The organism is Xanthobacter sp. YC-JY1, from assembly GCF_021730305.1.
Classification (GTDB): domain Bacteria; phylum Pseudomonadota; class Alphaproteobacteria; order Rhizobiales; family Xanthobacteraceae; genus Xanthobacter; species Xanthobacter flavus.
The window spans coordinates 400,029-419,733 of the sequence record NZ_CP032674.1 but is presented as its reverse complement, the minus strand read 5'-3'; the positions used below and the strand labels follow the sequence as shown (position 1 = coordinate 419,733).

Genomic DNA, 19,705 nt, shown 5'->3' with positions numbered 1-19,705 from the left:
ATCTCGCTGGGGCTCACGCGGGCTGCTCCTCGTCTGCATCGACGATCGCGGTGCAGCCGTTGCCGCCAAGCCCCATACGGTCCAGCACCTCCACCAGCAAGCCTCGTCCTTCTTCCGGAGTCAAGGCGGTGAGGTCGAAGCCGAGGCGGTAGGCGAGCCCGTCCGTGCTCTGGAAGGAGCGCAGGTCGAACTCGTTGATGGCGTAGCGCATGAGCCGCGAGCTGACGGGCGCGACCTTGATGTGCCCGAGGTCCAGCACCTCGCTCTTGCCCTGCCGTTGCAGCGTCGATGTGGTGGCGCCGCGGGCGAAGCGGTCGGGCGCTTGCATGCCGGTCTGGTACAAAGCGAGGTAGGAGCCGGCGGCGATCACCTCGTCATGCACCGCGCCGTCCAGCGCCGCATATTCGAACGGCACATAGGGCATGGCCCGGTTGAGCTGGTCGGCAAGGCTCGCGGCCAGAGTCTCCAGCTTCGGCAGCGCGCGGGCCGGCGCCCGGAGCAAAGCCGAGCCGGCGACCCAGCTGATGAAGCCGTTGAGCCGGCGGTCCGTGCGCATGGCGGCGGGCACGTTGAGCATCACGTCGTCCACCCCGCCGCGCGCCGCCACCGTCTGCGCGACGGCGGCGATGAGCAGCGCCGTCTCGGTGACGCCGGCCCCGCGCGCCCGCGCCTGGAGCCGCTGCTGGCCGTCGGCGCTGAGGAAGGCGAACATCTCGCCGGACGGCCCGCCCTGGGTAAGGTCGAAGTTCGGCGTGAGGCCCTTGGCCCGGCGGCCGAAGTGCGGCACCGGCGGCGGGTCCACCGCATAGAGGCTGCGCAGATAGGCGTCGCGCTCGGCCATGAAGGCGGGGTCCGTCGCCCGCTCGAACGTGTTGACGTAGGTCGCGACATCCATCTCCGGCGGCGGCAGCGGGATGCCGAGGAAGGCCTGGAACAGCTCTTCCACGAACAGGCCGAGGGACCAGCCGTCGAACACCGTGTGATGCCCGTGCGCCACCACCACGTCGCCCTCGGGCCCGCAGCGCAGGACGGTGATGCGATAGGGCGGGTTGGTGAAGGGGTCCATCTCATCGTCCATCAGGGCGGCGATGCGGGCGTCCACGTCCCCGCCGGCCTCGGGCATGTCCTCCACCACCAAAGGCGGCTCGCCGGGCGGCAGGATGAAGACGCGCGGGCGTCCGTCGTCGCCGAGCACGAAGCGCGAGCGCAGCGCCTCCTGCCGCTCTTCCACCAGCCGGAGCGCGCGGCGCAGGCGTTCGAGGTCCATGCGCGGGGTGATGCGGAAGGCGCGGTTGACCGTCCAGGCCGCGCGGCAGGCATGGCCGGTCTCGGGCTTCAGGAAGGAGCGCAGCAGCAGGCCCTGCTTGAGCGAGAGGGGCACCTCCCGCTCGCCGCTCACATGCACCGGGGCGGACGACGCCGCCACCGGCTCGGGCACCGCCGCAGCCGTGCGGCGCAGGGGCTCGGCGGGGGCGTGCCATGTGGCGTCACAGACGCTTGAGGCACTGCCGCCGAGGGCTTCCAGCGTGGTGGCGAAGGCATCGATGAAGGCCTTCCCGCCCCCGGCATCGAAGGCCGCCGTGTCGAGGGCGAGGACGAGGCGCACGCCGTCGCCCTCCGCCAGAGCATCGAGCCGCAGCTCGTTGAACGGATCGGCCAGCGCCGCCAGCGGATCGGCGATGCCGAGCGCGGCGAGCGCCGAGGCGGACGCGGCATCCAGATAGGAGAAGCCCAATTGCCGGAGCGCCGCTCCGGCGGCATTGAGCTTGGCGCCGAGGATGGCTTCCAGCGCCGCCGTGTCGATGGCCCGATGATCGCGGGCCATAGCGAGGCGCTGGCGGGCGCGGCGCACCAGCCGGTCGGCTTCGCACAGCCGGTCCAGCAGCAGTGGCACGGAGGTGGAAACCGGGCCGAGGAGGGCTGCGGGACCGCCTGTCCGCGCCGGGTCGTGGCACTCGATGGCGAGCGCAATCGCGTTGTGCCGTGTGGCGAGGGTGCGCGCGAAAGCGGAGAGCAGCAGCGCCTCCTGCTCGGTCGCCGGCAAAGCGGCGAAGCCGGGCATGGCGATGCGGGCGGAGATGCGCCCCACCGGGCCGCGATTGATGCCGAAGCCGGCGGGCGCCAGCGCCAGCGAGCGCACACCCGTCGCGAGGGCGGGCGGCGCCGCGCGCAGCACTTCCTTCCAGAAGGCGAGATGGCGCCCCTGCTCCGGCGAGCCATCGGCCGGACGCCCATCCGCCGCAAAGGCGGTGAAGGGCGCGCCGGGCGCGGGGACCGTCTCCACGGCAGCTATCAAAGCGGCGAGGGCGAGATGGGGCGAGAGCGCATCCGCCGCCGCGCGGTGGGCGCGGGCATGGAGCGTGAGCGTGCCATCCTCAACCTTGGAGACGCCGAACCGCCACAGCGGCCCCGGCTGCGTCACCGGAGCGAGAGCCCCGGCGGAAGCGACCCATTCAAGGTCCGGCGCGCCGTTGAGCACGATGGCGCCGGTCTCGGTGGCGGTGAGGCGCAAGGCATCCTGCGCCGCCGCGAGGTCCGCCAGCGCTCGCGCCAGCGGCTCGAAGGCGAGGCCAGTCGGGACGGGGCGTGACGCCGCCACCTCCAGCGCGCCGCGCACCGCCTGCGTGGTCATGGGACGGGTGGCGAGGGCAAGCATCGCCTCCTGCCGCACCAGCGGGCGGAAGGCGAGCGGGCCGGCGCTTCCGGCCGCCCCTTCGCCACCCGCCGCGAGGGCTTCCGCACTCGCCGCGCGGGCCTTCTGCGCCGCCTCGAAGGTGGCGGCCACCACGCCGGACAGGCCGGTGATGGTGGGCGTCTGCAGGAACTTGGCCACCGGGATGTTCACATCCACATGGGCCTCGATGCGATTCTTCAGTTCGAAGGAGGAGAGGGAATCGAGCCCCAGTTCCGACAGCCGCCGATCGGGCGGGATATCGGCGGCGGCCACCTTCAGCACCTTCGCCACCTCGCCGCGAATGAGGTCGGCGAGCATGGCGTCCCACTGTTCGCGGGGGGCGGCGAGAAGATCCGCCTGGATGCGCGAGCGGCCGGCGGAACGCTGCGCCAGCAGCGGCTTCACCCGTCCCGTCGCGGCGGTGCGGGCGAGCGCGCGGGCGATGGCGGACCAGTCGGCGCGGGCGAAGGCGGGGTTCTCCCCCTCCGCGCGCAGGAGCGTGCCCAGCGAAGCCGCCGCCTCGGTGTCCGGCACCGGCTTCATGCCGATGCTTTCCAGATAATTGCCCAGCGCCTCCGAGCGCGAGACGAAGCCCGAGCCGGCGATGGAGCCCCACGCCACCGACGAGCCGGCGACGCCGTGCCCCTTGCGGAACGAGCCGAGCGCATTGAGGAAGGCGTTCGCCGCCGTGTAGTTGGCCTGTCCCGGGCTGCCGAGCACCTGCGCCAGCGAGGAGAAGCTGACGAAGAAATCCAGCGCCACGCCGTGCTTCGCCACCGCGCGATGCAGGCTCCAGCCGCCGCCCACCTTGGGGCGGATGACACGGCTGATCTGCGCCGCGTCGAGCTGGGCGAGGAAGCCGTCCTCGATCACCGCCGCGCCATGCACAATACCCTTCAGCGGCTTGTCGGACGCGGCATGGGCGGCGATCACCGCCTCCACCGCTTCAGGGTCGGTGACATCGAGGGCGAGCGGCACCACCTGCGTGCCCCGCGCCGCGATGGCGGCGATGACCGGCGCCGCATCCTCATCCGGCGTGCCGTTGCGGCCCGCGAGCAGCAGGCGCCCGGCGCCGGCCTTGCTCAGATAGTCCGCCACCGCGACACCGAAGCCGCGCAGGCCGCCGGTGACGAGATAGCTCGCGTCCGCCGAAAGCTGCATCGGCTGGGCGAGGTCGATTTCCACCTCCACCTCGGGCTCGTCGAAGGTAAGCACCACCTTGCCGATGTGCTGCGCCTTGGCGAACAGCCGCATGGCATCCGCCGCCCGCGATACGGGGAAGCGCGTCGCAACCAGCGGCCGGTAGGCACCGCGCGCCACTTCCGCCTCCACCGCCCGCAGCAAAGAGGAGAGCCGCGCGGGGCGCTCGTCGGCGATAGTGGAGAGGTCGATGACGGAATAGGAATTGTTGTAATAGAGGGACTTGAGGCCGATGGGCTTGTCCTGCGCGAGGTCGCGCTTGCCGATCTCCACAAAGCGGCCGAACGGCGCGAGGCATTCCAGCCCCTTGTCGATGCCGGCGCCGGAAAGGGCGTTCAGCACCACATCCACGCCGCGCCCGCTCGTGGCCGCGCGCACGTCCTCGGCAAACTCCAGGCTGCGCGAGTTCATCACGCAGGTGATGCCCAGCGCGCGCAGATGATCGCGCTTCGCGTCCGATCCGGCGGAGGCGAGGATGCCGGCGCCGATATTGCGCGCCACCTGAATGGCGGCGAGGCCCACGCCGCCGGTGGCGAGATGCACCAGCACCTGCTCCTCCGGCAGCAGGCGGCCGATGTCCACCAGCGCATAATGGGCGGTCATGAAGGCGGCCGGCAGGGTCGCCGCGTCCTTCAGGTCGACACTGTCCGGCACATGCATGAGGAAGCGGGCATCGGCGGCGGCGAACCGGCGCAGGAAGCCCTTGCCCATGCCCATCACCCGGTCGCCGGGCGAAAAGCCGGTGACGCCTTCGCCCACCATCTGGATGGTGCCGGCGAATTCGAGGCCGAGATTGCGCCACCATGCGCCCGCCCCGTCCTGCTCGTCGGGCAGGATGGAGGTGGCGGCCATGATGTCGCGGAAGTTGAGGCCGACGGCCGCGACTTCCACCACCACCTCCCCCGCCTTGGGGGTGGGATAGGGGCAGGCGCGCAGCACCACATTGTCGATGACGCCGGGCTGGGTCATCGTCACCGTGAAGTTGGAGCGGTCGGTGTCCGCCGCGATCACCCGATGCTTCGGCGCCTGGGCGGAAAGCTCGCTCTGGCGCAGGCGCGGCACGAGGCGTCCGGCGCCGCGCAGCACGATCTCCGCCTCCGCGCTCTCCTCCGCCACCGCCTGGGCGAGCGTCGCCCCGGCCGCGAAGGCCGCAGCGTCCGCGTCCACATGGCGGACGGCGAATTCGGGGCATTCATTTGCGATGGTGCGGGTGAGGCCGAGGAGCGGGGCGTCGGCGAGGCCGTCCGTGGTCATGGCGCCGTCGCCCGGCACCCGCCGTCCGGCGCGGCCGAGCACCACGAGGGTGGGCCGCAGGGGGGCAGTGCGCAGGCGGTCCAGCGCCTTGCCCACCGTGACGAGGCCATTGGCGGCCGGTTCCACGGCCGCCAGCAGCGCCTGCGCGGAAAGTGCGTCCGCATCGGCGAGATGGGTGCCAATGGTGGCGGCATAGAGGATGCCGGCGAGGCCTTCCGGCGACGCGAGCATCGCCTCCACCTGCGCGGTGAAGGCATCGGCCTCCATGGCGAACAGGGGCGCCGGGTCCATGGTCTCGACCGTGGAGCCCTGAGCCTCCAATGCGGCGGCGAGCGGGGCGGTCTCGGCGGCATCGCCGGTCACCAGCAGCCAGCGGCCGGTGCGCAGCGGCGCCGGGGTCTTGTCGGCGTCGCTCTCATAGGTCTCGTCGATGACGACGGCGCCCTCGCTGGTCGACGCCTTCAGCGCGCCCAGCGTCTTCACCTGAAGGTTCTCCACCGCCAGCAGCGGCGTGCCGTCCGTCGCGTAGACGCGATAGATGCCGGTGTCGTCGCGCGGATCGGTGAAGAACTCGCAGATCACCTCGCTCGGCAGCGGGCCGGCCACCATCACCTTGCGGATGCCCACCGGGAGCATGAGGCGATATTTGCCGCCCACCTCCTCCATCTCCGGCAAGGGCTCGCCGGGGATCCAGAGGCCCGCTTCCACGTCGTCCACCACGAGGCCGGCCTGCAGCACGGAATCGAACAGGCCGGGAAAGGCGACAAAGCCCGTGCGCCGCGCCGCCTCGGCGCTGACGATGCGCGCCACCGCATGGCGCGGACCGGGCAGCCAGAGCGCCTCCACGGCCTGGAAGGAGGGGCCGTAATCGAGCCCGTGGCGGGCGGTGAGGCGATAGAAATCCTCCCGCGTGATGGCGGGGGTGCCGGAGAGCACGGCCGGATCGAACGTCGCCTTCGGCAAGGTGAAGGCGTGCTGCCAGCCATAGGCTTCCACCCGCAGGCGCCAGTCTTCCTCGGTGTCGCGCTTCAAAGAGGAGATGCGCAGGCGACTGGTGACGGGATCATAGGAGGTGCGCAGCAGCACCACGTCGTCGGAACCGATGGAGAGCGCCTCCATGATCTTGAAGTCGCGCAATTCCACCGGGGCCGCGCCGAACAGCTCGCGCAGCGCCGCCGCCATCATCTCCACATAGCCCACGGTGGGGAACAGGCAGTCGCCGCCGGGGCGATGGTCGGCGAGATATTTGAGGCTTTTCAGCGTGATTTCGTTGGTCCAAGCCGGCTCCGGCCCGCTCTCGCGCCAGCCCAAGAGCGGGTGGCGGTCGGTGTCGAACAGGAATTGCCGAGCCTCCAGCGGCAGTTGCACCAGCCGCTCGGTGACCCACGGGCGGCGCGGCAGGGCCAGATGCTCAGGGCGGGCGGGGGCGTCGGCCTCGCCGTCCTTGGCCGCCTCGGTCCAGTCGAAGGCGACGCCGTTCACATAGAGGTTCGCCATGGAGCGGGCCATGACGAGGCGATCGTCGCCCTGCCGCTCCAGCGAGGGCACGGCCACCACTGACGCATTGCGCTCCTGCGCGATGCCGTGGATGAGGGGCGTGACCGTGCGGTGCGGCCCCAGTTCCAGGAAGGCGTCGATGCCGAGATCGAGACAGAAATCGATGGCCTTCTTGTAATTCACCGGCTGGCGCAGGTTCTGCCACCAGTATTCGCTGTCGAACCGCGTCTCCAGCATGGCGGTGACCGTGGAGACGATGGGGATGGACGGCGGCTTCCAGTCGATCTCGCCGAGGCCATCGCGGAACTTCGCCTCGCAATCGTCGAGGTGGGGCGAGTGCCAGCCGAAATCCATGGTGAGGCGGCGGGCGGTGACATCCGGGAACAGCCGGCGCACCTCGGCGAGCACGGCATCCACCGGGGCTTCCATGCCGGAGATGGTCTGCGCGGTGGGGCCGTTATAGGCCGCCACCACCACGCTGCCGTCATCGGGTAGCAAAGGCGCAAGCTGATCGAAGGTGACGCCCAGCGTCGCCATGGCGCCGCGCCGCGTGCTGCCGTGGGGGATGAGGCCCCGGTGGTAGATGATCTTCGCGCAGGTTTCGAGGTCGATGCAGCCGGCGATATAGGTGGTCGCCACCTCGCCGAAGCTGTGGCCCACCAGCAGTTCCGGCGTGAGGCCGCGCTCGCGCCACATGCGGTAGAGGCCGACCTGCATGGTGAAGATGGAGGCCTGCGTCACGTCCGCATCATTGATGCGGGTCTTGTCCTCGGCCTTCAGCACCTCCTCCACCACGGACCAGCCGGTCCACGGCTTCAGCACGGCGTCGAACTCCTCCACGAAGGCGCGATAGGTGGGTTCGGTGGTGAGCAGCTTGCGGCCCATGGCCCACCATTGCCCGCCCTGCCCCGAGAAGGTGAAGGCGAGCCGGCGCGGCCGGGCGCGACCGGTGATGATGTAGGGGGCGACGGCCTCTGCCTCCTCGGCCGGCGCATCGGCGCCCAGCGCCAGCATACGCAGCTTGTGCGGCAGATCCTGCGCCACACGGTCGGCGAGAAGGACCGCGCGCTCGCTGAGATGGTCGCGGCTGGTCTTCAGCACCTGCGAGAGGCTGTCATAGGACACGCCGGCGAGGGCGCCGCCCATGTCCACCGCCTCGGCCAGTTCCTCGGCCCAGAGGGCGAGCGCCGGCTTGCCGTTGGCGGAGAAGGGAATGAAGGCGGGATCGTCCGAGGGCACAACCCGCGCGGGCGCGGCCTTCGCGGCGCGTCCACCGCCGTGCCAGCTCTCCACCGCCACCGAGGCATTGGTGCCGCCGAATCCGAAGGAGTTCACCACGCTGAGGCGCACCCCATCCTCGGCATCGTAGGGCGTCGGCTCCACCGGCACTTTCAGGCCGAGGGCATCGAACGGGATGTTGGGGTTCGGCCGCTCGAAATTCAGGTTGGGCGGCACCACGCCATGGTGCGCAGAGAGCACGATCTTGATGAGCCCGGCGATGCCGGAGGCGGATTCCAGATGCCCGAGATTGGGCTTGAAGGAGCCGACCAGCACCGGCCGGTCCACCCGACCCGCGCCGAACACGCGGCCGATGGCGCTGGCCTCGATGGGGTCGCCCACCGGCGTGCCGGTGCCGTGCGCCTCCACATAGCCCACGTCCTCCGGGTCGATGCCAGTCTGCTCCAAGAGGCTGTTGAGCATGGCCGTCTGGGCCACGTCGCTGGGGGCGGTGAGGGTCGGCGTGCGGCCGTCCTGGTTCACGGTGGAGCCACGCAGCACGCCATAGATGCGGTCACCATCCGCCACCGCGCGGGCGAGCGGCTTCAGGAGCACGAGGCCGCAGCCCTCGCCGCGCACGAAGCCGTCGGCGCGGGCATCGAAGGTGTAGATGGCGCCCGTCGCGGACAGCATGTTGGCGCTGGAGAAGGCGACGAAGGGCCCGGGGTCCAGCATCATGTTCACGCCGCCGGCCAGAGCCACGTCGCAGGTGCCCATGGAGAGATGGCGGATCGCCTGGTCCACCGCAACCAGCGCCGAGGAGCAGGCGGTGTCGAGGGCGATGCTCGGCCCGGTGAGGTCAAGCCGGTGGGAGATGCGGTTGGCGGCGATGGAATAGGCCGATCCCGTGCCGGCGAAGATGTCGGTGGCGACGCGCCGGTAGCGCTGGGAATAGCTGAAGTCGGACGTGGAGATGCCGACGAACACGCCGGTGCGCTTCTTCTGCAGCGTGCGCAGCGTGATGCCGGAATCCTCGACGGTCTCGAACGCCACCTGCAGCAACAGCCGCTGCTGCGGGTCCATGGACATGACCTCCCGCGGGGCCATGTCGAAGAAGGCGGGATCGAAACTGAAGACGTCGCCGGTGAGAAAACCGCCCCATTTCGAATAGGAGCGCCCCGCGCATTCGGGGTCCGGATCGTAATAGTTGCGGTAATTCCAGCGGTCCGCTGGAATTTCCCGGATGCCGCATCTTTTGCCGACGAGGAAGGACCAGTAATCCGATCCGCTCGCGATGCCACCGGGAAACCGGCAGCCGATGCCGACCACGGCGACCGCCAGAGTTTCGGTGGCCTGCGTTTCGGTGAGAGAGTGGGAGATGACGGTTTTCAACTCGCCGTCGAGCAGATCGACACTGTCCATCGGAAGCGCCCCCTTCCGTGTGATCCCGCACTGCAAAATAGGCTCATATCAAAAATATTGTCATCACCAATTCTTGAGTTCTGGCATAAATACTTTGAGACGGTACCATAATAAGAATAACGTTTACCAGATTACCGATCGCTCTGCTATATTTTCGGGCAGCGTGAACAAGATTAATGCGCCAATACTCAAGCTTGCCCGCACGCACCTCCCTGCGGTTGTGCCGACGCGAAAAGGCCGCCGGCACGCAGCGCGCCGGCGGCCCCTTTCGGCCAGTCGCGATGACCCGTCGGGCTCAGCCGTCCTCTTCGGCGGCGAGCAGGACGAGGTCGCTCAGGGTGAAGCGGTCGAAGTCGCGCAGTTCCCCCGGCGCGAGGATGGAGGCATCCGAATGGCGGGCCAGCGTCCACAGGGCCTCCGCGACGATGCGGCTGCCCACCGGCCCGAGATGCTTCCCGGCCGGCCCGGCGGGATCGCCCGCCTCGGCGAGGATGTAGAACCAGAGCGGCGTCGCCTCGCAGAACGGCAAGGCGGCAACGCGCTGGGCTTCCGGCAGAGCGGCGAGCAGCGTGTCGTCCCGGAGCGGCTTCAGGCCGAGATGCTGCGCCACCGCCTGCCCGCTGGGCAGGCCGAGCCGGTAGCCGCGCGACAGGTGCCGGAGCGCCGCCGCCTCCACCGTATCCGGCGCGCCGGCAAGGGTGGTGTCGAGCCGCCGCGCCCGCTGCGGCGCCTCCGCCTCCAGCGGCAGAAAGCCTTCCCAGGCGATGACGAGGTTCGCCGGAAGGCCGTCCGGGCCCGAGCCGGAGGGGCCGAGGGCGGCACGGGTGGAGAGCGCCGCAGCTTCCGTATCCCTCAGGTGGCGGTTGTAGTCGTAGCTCGGCCGGGCGAGGCTGGGGGCAATGGCGAAGGCCGCCGCCCAGAATTCCACCGGGATGAAGATGTCCCCCGGCCTGTCCTGCCGCCACAGCAGCGGCCCCTCGCTCATCACCGCCTCCACCACCGCCGGATCGGCGATCTTCGGCAAGAGGTCGAACAGCACCATCCATTGATAGCGCTGGCGCAGTGCCCGGCGCGCCGCCTCGAAGGAGCGTCCGGTGGCGACCAGCGCGTTGTGCGCCTTGAGGAAGGCGACGTGGAGTTGGCTGAGCGGCAGGCTGCGGTCGTTGCGCGCGTCGCTCATGCGCGGCACGCGATCGCGGGCGGGGTCGAGGGCGCGCGGCTGGCGCGGCAGGTCGTTGCGCGGGCTCTTCTTCGGCGGCAGCGCGGGCTCGCCCAGCGGATTGCGCCACACCTCCCCCAGCAGCATCCGCCGCACGGCGGCGGGATCGCGCGGTGCGTCATAGACCGATTCGAGGTCGAGGCAGCCGGAGCGGCGGTTGAACAAGGAGGAGAAGGTGCCGATGGGGGCGCAGCCCGTCGCCCCCGCCTCCTCCACCGGCCGACGCTCCCACACGAGATCGTTGAGCACGAACTCCACGAGGAAGGCATAGGCGGCGGGAATGTCGGCATCGCCTTCGCCGCGGCGGCGCGGCGGGCGCCCGTCCGGCGCCTCGGCGGTGGCGGCCATGGCGGTGGCGAGGCGGGCGAGGTCCTTCAGCGTCCGCGGCCCCTCGCCGATGCCGCGCGAGGGCGTCGCGAGGGCGGGAAACATGCGACCGAAGCCATGGTCGCTCGGCCGCGCACCCGCCTCGATGGCGAGGCTCCGGACGCGCGCGCTGATCGCCTCCCGGGTCGAGGGGCGCTGCTCGCCGCTTCCGGTGGTCATCTCAAGGGGCCTTTCGACACGCATTCTCAGGGCACGCTCCTCTGATGCCCCCGCCCCGGGGCTCCCCCTTACGTCAGCATTCCAACGGTTCGGGAAGCATCATCCGAATGGGGGATGACCGACCTTGGGACGTCTTGCAGCCTGAGGTGGTTGTGCAATGCTGCGCTCACGATCTCCGTGGGCCGCCCTTCGGCAGCGGCAGTCACCAAGGCACGCAGACACAGTCGCCGTCCGGTCCTCGCGGGGTGGGCCATGGCGGCCCATCGGATCATGGCGACGCGATCGCCGGCCCGGCCGGAGAAATCGCCTCGCGAAAAATGGGACGGACATGGGCGAACTCGATCACTACTCCCGCCTCGTCGGGGACGTTTACGAGCTTTCCGGCGATCCCCGTCAGTGGGGCATCCTCCTGGAGGGCGTCACCCGCTTCATCGACGGGCGCGTCGGCCAGCTCGCGGTCTTCAGCCTGAAGCAGCAGACCAAGCCGACCTGGCGCGTGTGGGGCCACGACCACAACGACTACAAGACCTTCCTCTATCGCCACGCGACGGAAGACCCCCGCCTCTCCTACATCCTCTCCAATCCCGGCCGCGTCATCTGCGGCGAGGACGGGGTGGACCCCGACCAGTTCCGCGCCTCCGCCCTCTTCCGCGAGGTGGTGGAGCCCATGGACATCGAGCATTCGCTCGTCTCCTACTTCGCCCAGGAAGCCGACGTGATGGCCACCATCTGCGCCATGCGCGGGCGGGCACAGGGCCCGTTCGGGCAGACCGAGCGGCAGAAGCTCGGCCTCGTGGTGCCGCACCTGCGGCGCGCGTTCGAGCTTTACGCGCTGCTCGACGAGGCGAAGGCGAAGGTGGGCGACATCGCCGCCGCCCTCGACATCGTGGATGCCGGCATCTTCCTCGTGGATGCGGAGATGCACGTCGCCCACGTCAATCGCGCCGGCGAGACCATGGTGAAGTCCGGCGACATCGCCGTGCGGCAGGGACGGCTCGCCTTCCGCGACGACCGCGCCTCCCGGCAGGTGGCTGCCGCCGTCGCGCTGGCGCTCGCCGCCGCGCGGGGCGAAACGAACATCACCCATGCCGAGCACATGGAAGTGGCGCGCGCCGGCGAGGATGCCGGCCCCTTCCGGGTGTCGCTGCACCCGCTGCCCGCGGGCGAGGGCAGCCCGCGCCTTGCCACCCGCTCGCAGATCGCGGTGGTGGTGCGCCAGCCCGGGCGCGGCGGCGCCGATGTGGCGCGGCGCATCCAGACCACCTTCAAGCTGACGCCCTCCGAGGCGGCGCTGGCGGCGGCGCTGGCGGTGGGGGCCTCCCTCGCCGACTTCGCCCAGCAGCGCAACGTGGCGCTCTCCACCGCGCGCAGCCAGCTGAAGGCGCTCTACGAAAAGACCGGCACCAACCGGCAGGGCGAGCTCGTCGCACGGCTGCGCGAGAGCCTCGATCTGTCGCTGGTCTGACGCTTCATCGCGCGTTCATGTCGCGTGAACATCATACGGCCGCGCCCGAGATGGCGCGGCCGCTCACGCTTGAGGGGTTGCAACGGGCGTCCGCCGGCAGGGGCCGGGGATGCGGCAGGATGCGGGGGAAAGAATGTTGGGGCGCAAGGGTCTGATCCTCGGGGCGGGGGTCATCGTGTTTCTCGGGCTGGCCGCGCTCACCGACGTCATCATGTCGCGCAACGAGGCGCCGGCCGAGCCGGGCAAGGCGCAGGCGCTCGACCAGGGCTGGTCGAAAGAGCTGCGCGAGAAATTCTATTTCACCTCCCAGGGCTCCCAGCTGATGCCCTACGCCATGCTGCGGGCGCTGGAGCAGCCGCTGTCCGACAAGCCGTTCCTCGATCCCGCCCACGTGGCGGAGATGGGCTTCCTGCCCGCGGACGGCCCCTCGGCGCTCAATCCGGATGGCCTGCCCATCGGCTTCGTGAAGGACCCGCGCCCCGCCACGGGCGCGCTCGGCCCCATGGTGGGCCTCACCTGCGCCGCCTGCCACACCGCCGACATCGAGGCGAAGAACGGCGCGCTCATCCGCATCGACGGCGGCGCCTCGCAGGGCGACTACCAGCTTTTGATGGCGCGCCTCAGCAAGGCGCTCGACATCACCCTCGCCGATCCCGCCAAGTTCCAGCGCTTCGCGGCGCGGCTCGTGGCCATGGACCCCAAGACCGTGCGCCCGGCGCTGGAAGCCCTCGCCACCGAGATCCGGCGCCTTGAGGCCGCCTCCTGGACGCCGGTGCCCTATGGCCGCGGACGGCTCGATGCCTTCGGCCACATCCTGAACGCGGTCGCCGCCACCGCCATCAACGAGCCGGCCAATTACCGCATCCCCGATGCGCCGGTGAGCTACCCCTTCCTGTGGACCACCCCCTGGCAGCGTTACGTGCAGTGGAACGGTGTCGCCGGCAATCCGCTCGGCCGCAACCTCGGCGAGGTGCTGGGCGTGTTCGGCCATGCGGACTTCGCCAACGGCAACCTCGCCGCCGCCAGCTCCACCGCGCTGGGTGAAAACCTCGTCGCGCTCGAAGCCTGGGTCTCCGGCCTGAAGCCGCCGCCGTGGCCGGAGAAGCTGCTGGGCAAGGTGGACGCCGCCAAGGCGAAGCGCGGCGCCGAGCTGTTCAAGGCCAACTGCGCCGGCTGCCACGGCGGCCCGGACTATCGCCTCACCCCCGCCGCCGAGACCGAGGGCGGGCGGCAGTGGCTGGCCGTCTCCATGGTGGACGTCAACACCGTGAAGACCGACCCGAAGATGGCGATGAACTTCATCATCCGCTACGCCAAGCCCGGCCCGTTCACCTTGCCGCCGACCGCGCCGCGCCTGCCCGACGGGCAGGTGCTCGCCGGCTCGCTGCTGCTGGCGGCGGTGAGCACCATCACCGAGAACGACCTGCGCGCCCGCGGCATCACCGGCGATGCGCGCAAGGCGGCCTATGGCTGGCGCTTCGCCCCCGGCAGCAACACCCCGCAATCGGGCTGGCTGCTGCCGCCGAGCTACAAGGCCGGCCCGCTCGCCGGCGTGTGGGCGACGGGGCCGTTCCTGCACAACGGCTCGGTGCCCACAATCTATGACCTGCTTTCGCCCGAGGAGGAGCGCCCGGCAGTGTTCTATGTGGGCTCGAAGCGGTTCGACGCGGAGAAGCTGGGCTTCGTGTCCTCGTATGACTCGATCCCCGAGGCCGAGCGCGTCCGTGTCTCCCGCTTCGACACCAGCCTGCCCGGCAATTCCAACCGCGGCCACGCCTTCCCCACGGGAGCGAAGCTTCCGCCTGAGGATCGCACCGCCATCATCGAATATCTCAAGGTCCTGGAGGGACCCGATGTCCGCCACTGAGGCCGCGGCGCGCGTGCGCCCCTACACGCCCTATCTCGACAAGCTCGCCGCCGTCCGCCCCGCCGAGCGCTGGCCGCTGGCCCGGGGCTGGATTTCCAGCGAGCCGCGCCCCTTCTTCGCCGAGCTGCGCGCCCACGCGCCGGTCTACGAGACCAGCGAGGTGACGCTCGTCGCCAAGCGGGCGGACGTGATCGAGATTCTGTCGGTGCCGAAGGTGTTCACCGTCGATCTCTACAAGCCCAAGATGGGCGACTTCATGCTCGCCATCGACGAGACGGTGGTGAACTACCGCGACAAGTCCGTGATGCGCGCCATCCTCGCCTGGGACGACCTGCCGAAGATCCGCGCCGCCGTGGCGGAGAGCGCGGATGAGGCGCTGAACACGGCGGGCAGCGAAATCGAGGCGGTGCAGAAGCTGGCGCGCCTCGTGCCCCTGCGCATCGTGCAGCGCTTCTTCGGCATCAAGGGGCCGGACGCCGACCTGCTCGACTGGTCCTATGCCAACCAGATGGACCAGTTCAACAACCTGCCCTATGACGACCGCCCGGACGCCGACGCCATCCACCAGGCGGCGGAGGACAGCCGGGTGAAGCTGCGCGCGCTGTTCGCCCAGCTCATCCCGGCGCGCATCGCCGAGATCAAGGCCGGCACCGCGCCGGACGACAGCCTCACCCGCATGCTGAGCCTTAACCTGCCGGCGGCCGACCATTTCGGCATGGACCGGGTGGTCATCAATATCGGCGGCCTGCTCATCGGCGCCATCGAGACCACGGCGGAAGCCGTCATCAACGCGCTGGCCGAACTCTTCGCCCGCCCGGAGGCGCTGGCCGGCGCACGGGCGGCGGCCGCGGCGGGGGACGATGCGCTGTTCGACGGCTATGTGTGGGAGGCGCTGCGCTTCTCGCCCATCGTCGCCTTCATGTTCCGCGAGGCGGCGGCCACCTACACCCTCGCCAAGGGCACGGCGCGGGAGAAGGTGCTGGGCAAGGGCACGGTGGTGCTTCCCCTGAGCCTCTCGGCCATGTTCGACCCAGATTTCGTGCCGGAGCCGGACGCCTTCAAGCCGGACAGGCCGTTCCACACCTACCTGCATTTCGGCTACGGGCACCACGAATGCCTCGGCCGTTATGTGGGCGGCACCATGATCCCGGAGATCGTGAAGCGCGTCCTGCTGCGCCCCGCCGCCCGCCCGCTGGCGCCGGTGGACATGGCGGGCACGCCGTTTCCCCAGACCTATCGCATCGGCCTGACCTGACGGAGTAGAGTTGCGGGATGGCTCCCGTTCCCGACGTCCCTCCCGCCATCTGCCAGCCCGCGCCGCTCGCGAAACCCGCTGCGAAACCTTCCGCCAAACCCGCCCCGCCCCCTTCGGGCAAGGCTGAGGAGGCGCGGCAGGCGGCGGTGGCGAAGTATAGCGAGACGCTGTTTTACCGCGCCGGGGACGACCTCTTCGCCTTTCCGGCACGCTATGCCCTCTCCCCGCCGGAGCTGGGCCTGCTCGGCTGCGTCATCCGCAGCCGCGAGACCGCCTTCGCCTTCCCCCTCTCGGACATGGCCGCCGCCATGGCAGCCCATGCCGCAACGCCCGGCGTCGCGCCTCCGCGTGTAGAAGGCGCCCCGGCGGCGGATGATCCGGCCATCCGCGTCACCGCCTTCTATCTCGGGCCCCATCCCGATTTCGCCGGCATGACCAAGACCATCGCCAGCGTCCGGCGGGAGGACAAGAGGCAGGGCTTCCTCAACGATCTGGAGCGGTTTCCGGCGGCGGAGGGCGATTATCTGGTGCGCATCTCCGAGGATCGCGGCGTGCTCGCCCGCCTGCCGGCGAGCCCCGATGCCGCCGACGCCCGCGCGCAGCTCTGGTTCCAGACGCCCGTCTGGTCGGCCGCCGTGGAGGTGCCGGCGAACGCTTTGCCCCGCTGGGACACCATCCACGCCGCCATCGACGCCTTCGTCGCCCAGCATCTGGCGAAGGGCTATTTCAAGCGCTAGAGCCCCTTGATACCGGCGAGGCGCGCAACAAAGTTTTGATTCCCGCGCCCGTTCCCGGTAAGCCTCGCCGGCTGGAGGGCGTGCCGGAAGCCTGCGACGCAGGCGGATCGGGTCCCGCGGTCTCCGTCCCCGAGTTGGAGGGGCGTTTCATCCGGCGGACGGACTTCATCCGCCTGGGCGTGCGCTCCGGACGCGCGAACGCCATGACCCAGAGCGCCATGCCCCAGAACGCGACACAGAACGACGCTCCCCTCTCCCTCGCAGACCTTCGCTCCGAGATCGACCGCATCGATGCGTCGATGCACCAGCTGCTCATGGAGCGCAGCGAGATCATCGATCGCCTCGTGCAGGTGAAGCACACGCAGGGCACCGAGGGCGGCTCCGCCTTCCGCCCCGCCCGCGAGGCGGACATGATGCGCCGGCTGGTGGAGCGCCACCGCGGCCTGCTCCCCCTCGACACGGTGGAGAGCATCTGGCGCGTCATCATCGCCACCTTCACCTATGTGCAGGCGCCCTATTCCGTGCACGCCGACCTCTCCGGCGGCGAGGCGCCCATGCGCGACAGCGCGCGCTTCCATTTCGGCTTCACCGTGCCGTTCCTGCCCCACATGGGCGCGCGCGGCGTGATCGATGCGGTGGCCGGCTCGCGCGGCGATCTCGGCCTGCTCGCCGCCGCCCCCTCTCCCTCGGCCGCCGACCCGTGGTGGACAGCGCTGGAGGCGGAAGGCGCGCCCAAGATCATCGCCCGCCTGCCCTTCGTGGAGCGCGACGACCACCCCGCCGGCCTGCCGGTGTTCGTGGTGTCCCACCCCATCGCCGACGCCGCCGTGCGCGAGGTCCGCGTCTATTCGCTGCGCGTGACGGGATGGAGCGCGGCCGCGGGCCGTGCCATACCCGCCTTCGCCGAGGTGGTGGTGGCGCCGGATGAAGCCCTCGACGGCGCCGCCTTGCTCGTGTCCCTGCCTCCCGGCCATGCCGTGGACGAGGTGACGGGCGCCCTCGCCGAGGCGGGCGCGGGCATCCGTGCCGTCGCCGAGGTGGGCAGCCACGCCGCCACCCACAAGGTGGTGCGCCCCGCCGCCCGGCCGTGAAGAAAGATTGTCTGGAGTTACCTGAGATGTCCGCCGTGCTGAACGACCCGATCCCCACCGGCCGGCCCGAGCCGAAGCCGGGCGTGCTCGCCATCGAGGCCTATGTGCCGGGCAAGAGCCACGCGCCGGGGGTGGAGAAGGTCTTCAAGCTCTCCTCCAACGAGACCCCCCTCGGCCCGAGCGAGAAGGCCGTCGCCGCCTTCGCCGAGGCGGGCCTGAAGCTGGAGGACTATCCCGACGGCTCCGCCCGCGCCTTGCGCGAGGCCATCGCCAAGGCCAACGGGCTTGATCCCGACCGGATCATCTGCGGTGCCGGCTCCGACGAGATCCTGAACCTCGTGACCCACACCTATGTGGGCGCGGGCGACGAGGTGATCTATTCGGAGCACGGCTTCCTCGTCTACAAGATCGCGACGCTCGCCGCCGGCGGCGTGCCGGTGGTGGCGAAGGAACGCGACCTCACCGCCGACGTGGACGCTTTGCTCGCGCTGGTGACGCCGAAGACGCGGCTCGTCTTCCTTGCCAACCCGAACAATCCCACCGGCACCTACCTGCCGTTCGACGAGGTGAAGCGCCTGCACGCGGGTCTGCCCTCCAACGTTCTGCTGGTGCTGGACGCGGCCTATGCCGAATACGTCCGCCGCAACGACTACGAGACCGGGCTGGAGCTGGCGCTCTCGGCCGAGAACGTGCTGATGACCCGCACCTTCTCCAAGATCCACGGCCTCGCCGCCCTGCGCATCGGCTGGGCGGTGGGTCCGGCCCATGTCATCGACGCCATGAACCGCATCCGCGGGCCGTTCAACATGAACACCCCGGCCCTGCTGGCGGGCGCCGCGGCCATCGCCGATGCCGCCCACGTGGAGAAGTCGGTGGCGCACAATTCCAAGTGGCTGCCCTGGCTCACCGGCAAGATCGAGGCGCTGGGGCTGCAGGTGACGCCGTCTGTCGCCAACTTCCTGCTCATCCACTTTCCGGAGGAGCCCGGCCGCACGGCGAAGGAGGCGGATGCCTTCCTCATGCGCCGCGGCCTGGTGCTGCGGCAGGTGGCGAGCTACGGCCTGCCCAATGCCCTGCGCATGACGGTGGGCACCGAGGAGGCCAACGAACTGGTGGTCGCCGCCCTCACAGAATTCATGGCCAGCGGAGCGGCGGGGACCACCAAGTGATCCAGCCCCTCGTACCGCGCCTCGCCATCATCGGCGCGGGTCTCATCGGCTCCTCGCTCGCCCGCGCCGCGCGGGAGAAGCATCTCGCCGGCACCCTCGTCGTCGCCGACGCCGATCCCGCCGTGTGCGAGCGCGTGCGGCAGCTCGGCTTCGCCGACGTGGTGACGGTGGATGCGGCAGAGGCCGCCGAAGGCTCCGACATCGTGGTCGTCGCCGTGCCGGTCGGCGCCTCCGGCAAGGTCGCCGAGGTGGTGGGGCCGCGTCTGAAGCCGGGTGCCATCCTCTCGGACGTGGGATCGGTGAAGGGCTTCGTGGTGGAGGCCATGGCCCCCCATGTGCCGGCCCACGCCCATCTCATCCCGGCCCATCCGGTGGCCGGCACGGAATTCTCCGGCCCCGACGCGGGCTTCGCCACCCTGTTCGAGAACCGCTGGTGCATCGTCACGCCGCCCGAGGGCGCGGCCCCCGAGGCAGTGGCGCGCATCGTCGCCTTGTGGCGGGCGGCGGGGGCGAACGTGGAGACCATGAGCGCCCAGCACCATGATCTGGTGCTCGCCATCACCAGCCATGTGCCCCACCTCATCGCCTACAACATCGTGGGCACGGCGGCGCATCTGGAGGAGACGCTGACCTCCGAGGTCATCAAGTTCTCCGCCGGCGGCTTCCGCGACTTCACCCGCATCGCCTCGTCCGACCCCACCATGTGGCGCGACGTGTTCCTGACCAACCGGGACGCCGTGCTGGAGATGCTCGGCCGCTTCACCGAGGATCTGACCGCCTTGCAGCGGGCCATCCGCTACGGCGACGGGGACGCGCTGTTCGAGCACTTCGCCCGCACCCGCGCCATCCGCCGCTCCATCATCGAGCAGGGCCAGGAGACCGCCGCCCCCGATTTCGGCCGCCGCGCGGCGGAAAAGCCGAAGCACGAGGACAGCTGACCCGCGGGAAGAGCGCGCCGGTCAATGTGACGCACGGAATATGACGCTCGGGCAGGCCCTGTCACACCCGCGTGTCATATCCGCGTGTCATGAGGCCTGTAGGGACCGGCGTCACCATTCCGCCGAAGTCTCGCGCGACCTGAGAGGGGTTCG

General features: G+C 70.3%; 9 protein-coding genes. 7 read left to right on the top strand and 2 right to left on the bottom strand.

Translation table 11 applies throughout. The features are described from left to right. Positions 1-13: 13 nt before the first annotated feature. A complete protein-coding gene (locus tag D7006_RS02015; RefSeq protein ID WP_237355344.1) occupies positions 14-9,265 on the bottom strand; it encodes a type I polyketide synthase in 9,252 nt (3,083 codons plus the stop codon). A 295-nt stretch (positions 9,266-9,560) separates the two neighbouring features. Next, positions 9,561-11,030 carry a hypothetical protein gene (locus D7006_RS02010; protein WP_237355343.1) on the bottom strand — a complete coding sequence of 490 codons (1,470 nt, stop codon included), beginning with the start codon at positions 11,028-11,030 and terminating at the stop codon, positions 9,561-9,563. 328 nt (positions 11,031-11,358) lie between these two features. Here D7006_RS02010 and D7006_RS02005 point away from each other — a divergent pair, with 328 nt between their 5' ends. From D7006_RS02005 to D7006_RS01975, 7 genes are all read left to right on the top strand, one after another. Further along, entirely contained in the window at positions 11,359-12,495 is a 1,137-nt protein-coding gene (locus D7006_RS02005) for a helix-turn-helix transcriptional regulator (protein WP_237355342.1), read from the top strand. A 133-nt stretch (positions 12,496-12,628) separates the two neighbouring features. Next, positions 12,629-14,362, top strand: coding sequence for a cytochrome c (locus D7006_RS02000; protein WP_237355341.1), 1,734 nt, complete (start codon positions 12,629-12,631; stop codon positions 14,360-14,362). Further along, complete coding sequence (locus tag D7006_RS01995) at positions 14,349-15,617, top strand: cytochrome P450 (protein WP_237355340.1); 1,269 nt, start codon at positions 14,349-14,351, stop codon at positions 15,615-15,617. Before D7006_RS02000 ends, D7006_RS01995 begins: the two co-directional genes overlap by 14 nt. Before the next feature lie 17 nt (positions 15,618-15,634). After that, positions 15,635-16,354: a hypothetical protein gene (locus D7006_RS01990; RefSeq protein WP_237355339.1), complete on the top strand. Its 720-nt coding sequence runs from the start codon at positions 15,635-15,637 to the stop codon at positions 16,352-16,354. Positions 16,355-16,557: 203 nt separating this feature from the next. Beyond that, positions 16,558-17,445 (top strand): chorismate mutase, encoded by an 888-nt coding sequence (locus D7006_RS01985; RefSeq protein WP_237355338.1) that lies wholly within the window; start codon positions 16,558-16,560, stop codon positions 17,443-17,445. Positions 17,446-17,471: 26 nt separating this feature from the next. Next, positions 17,472-18,614 carry a histidinol-phosphate transaminase gene (gene hisC / locus D7006_RS01980; RefSeq protein WP_237355337.1) on the top strand — a complete coding sequence of 381 codons (1,143 nt, stop codon included), beginning with the start codon at positions 17,472-17,474 and terminating at the stop codon, positions 18,612-18,614. Further along, the gene (locus D7006_RS01975; protein ID WP_237355336.1) at positions 18,611-19,552 is read left to right on the top strand and encodes a prephenate/arogenate dehydrogenase family protein; all 942 of its coding nucleotides are present in this window, start codon (positions 18,611-18,613) and stop codon (positions 19,550-19,552) included. Before hisC ends, D7006_RS01975 begins: the two co-directional genes overlap by 4 nt. Positions 19,553-19,705: the final 153 nt, after the last annotated feature.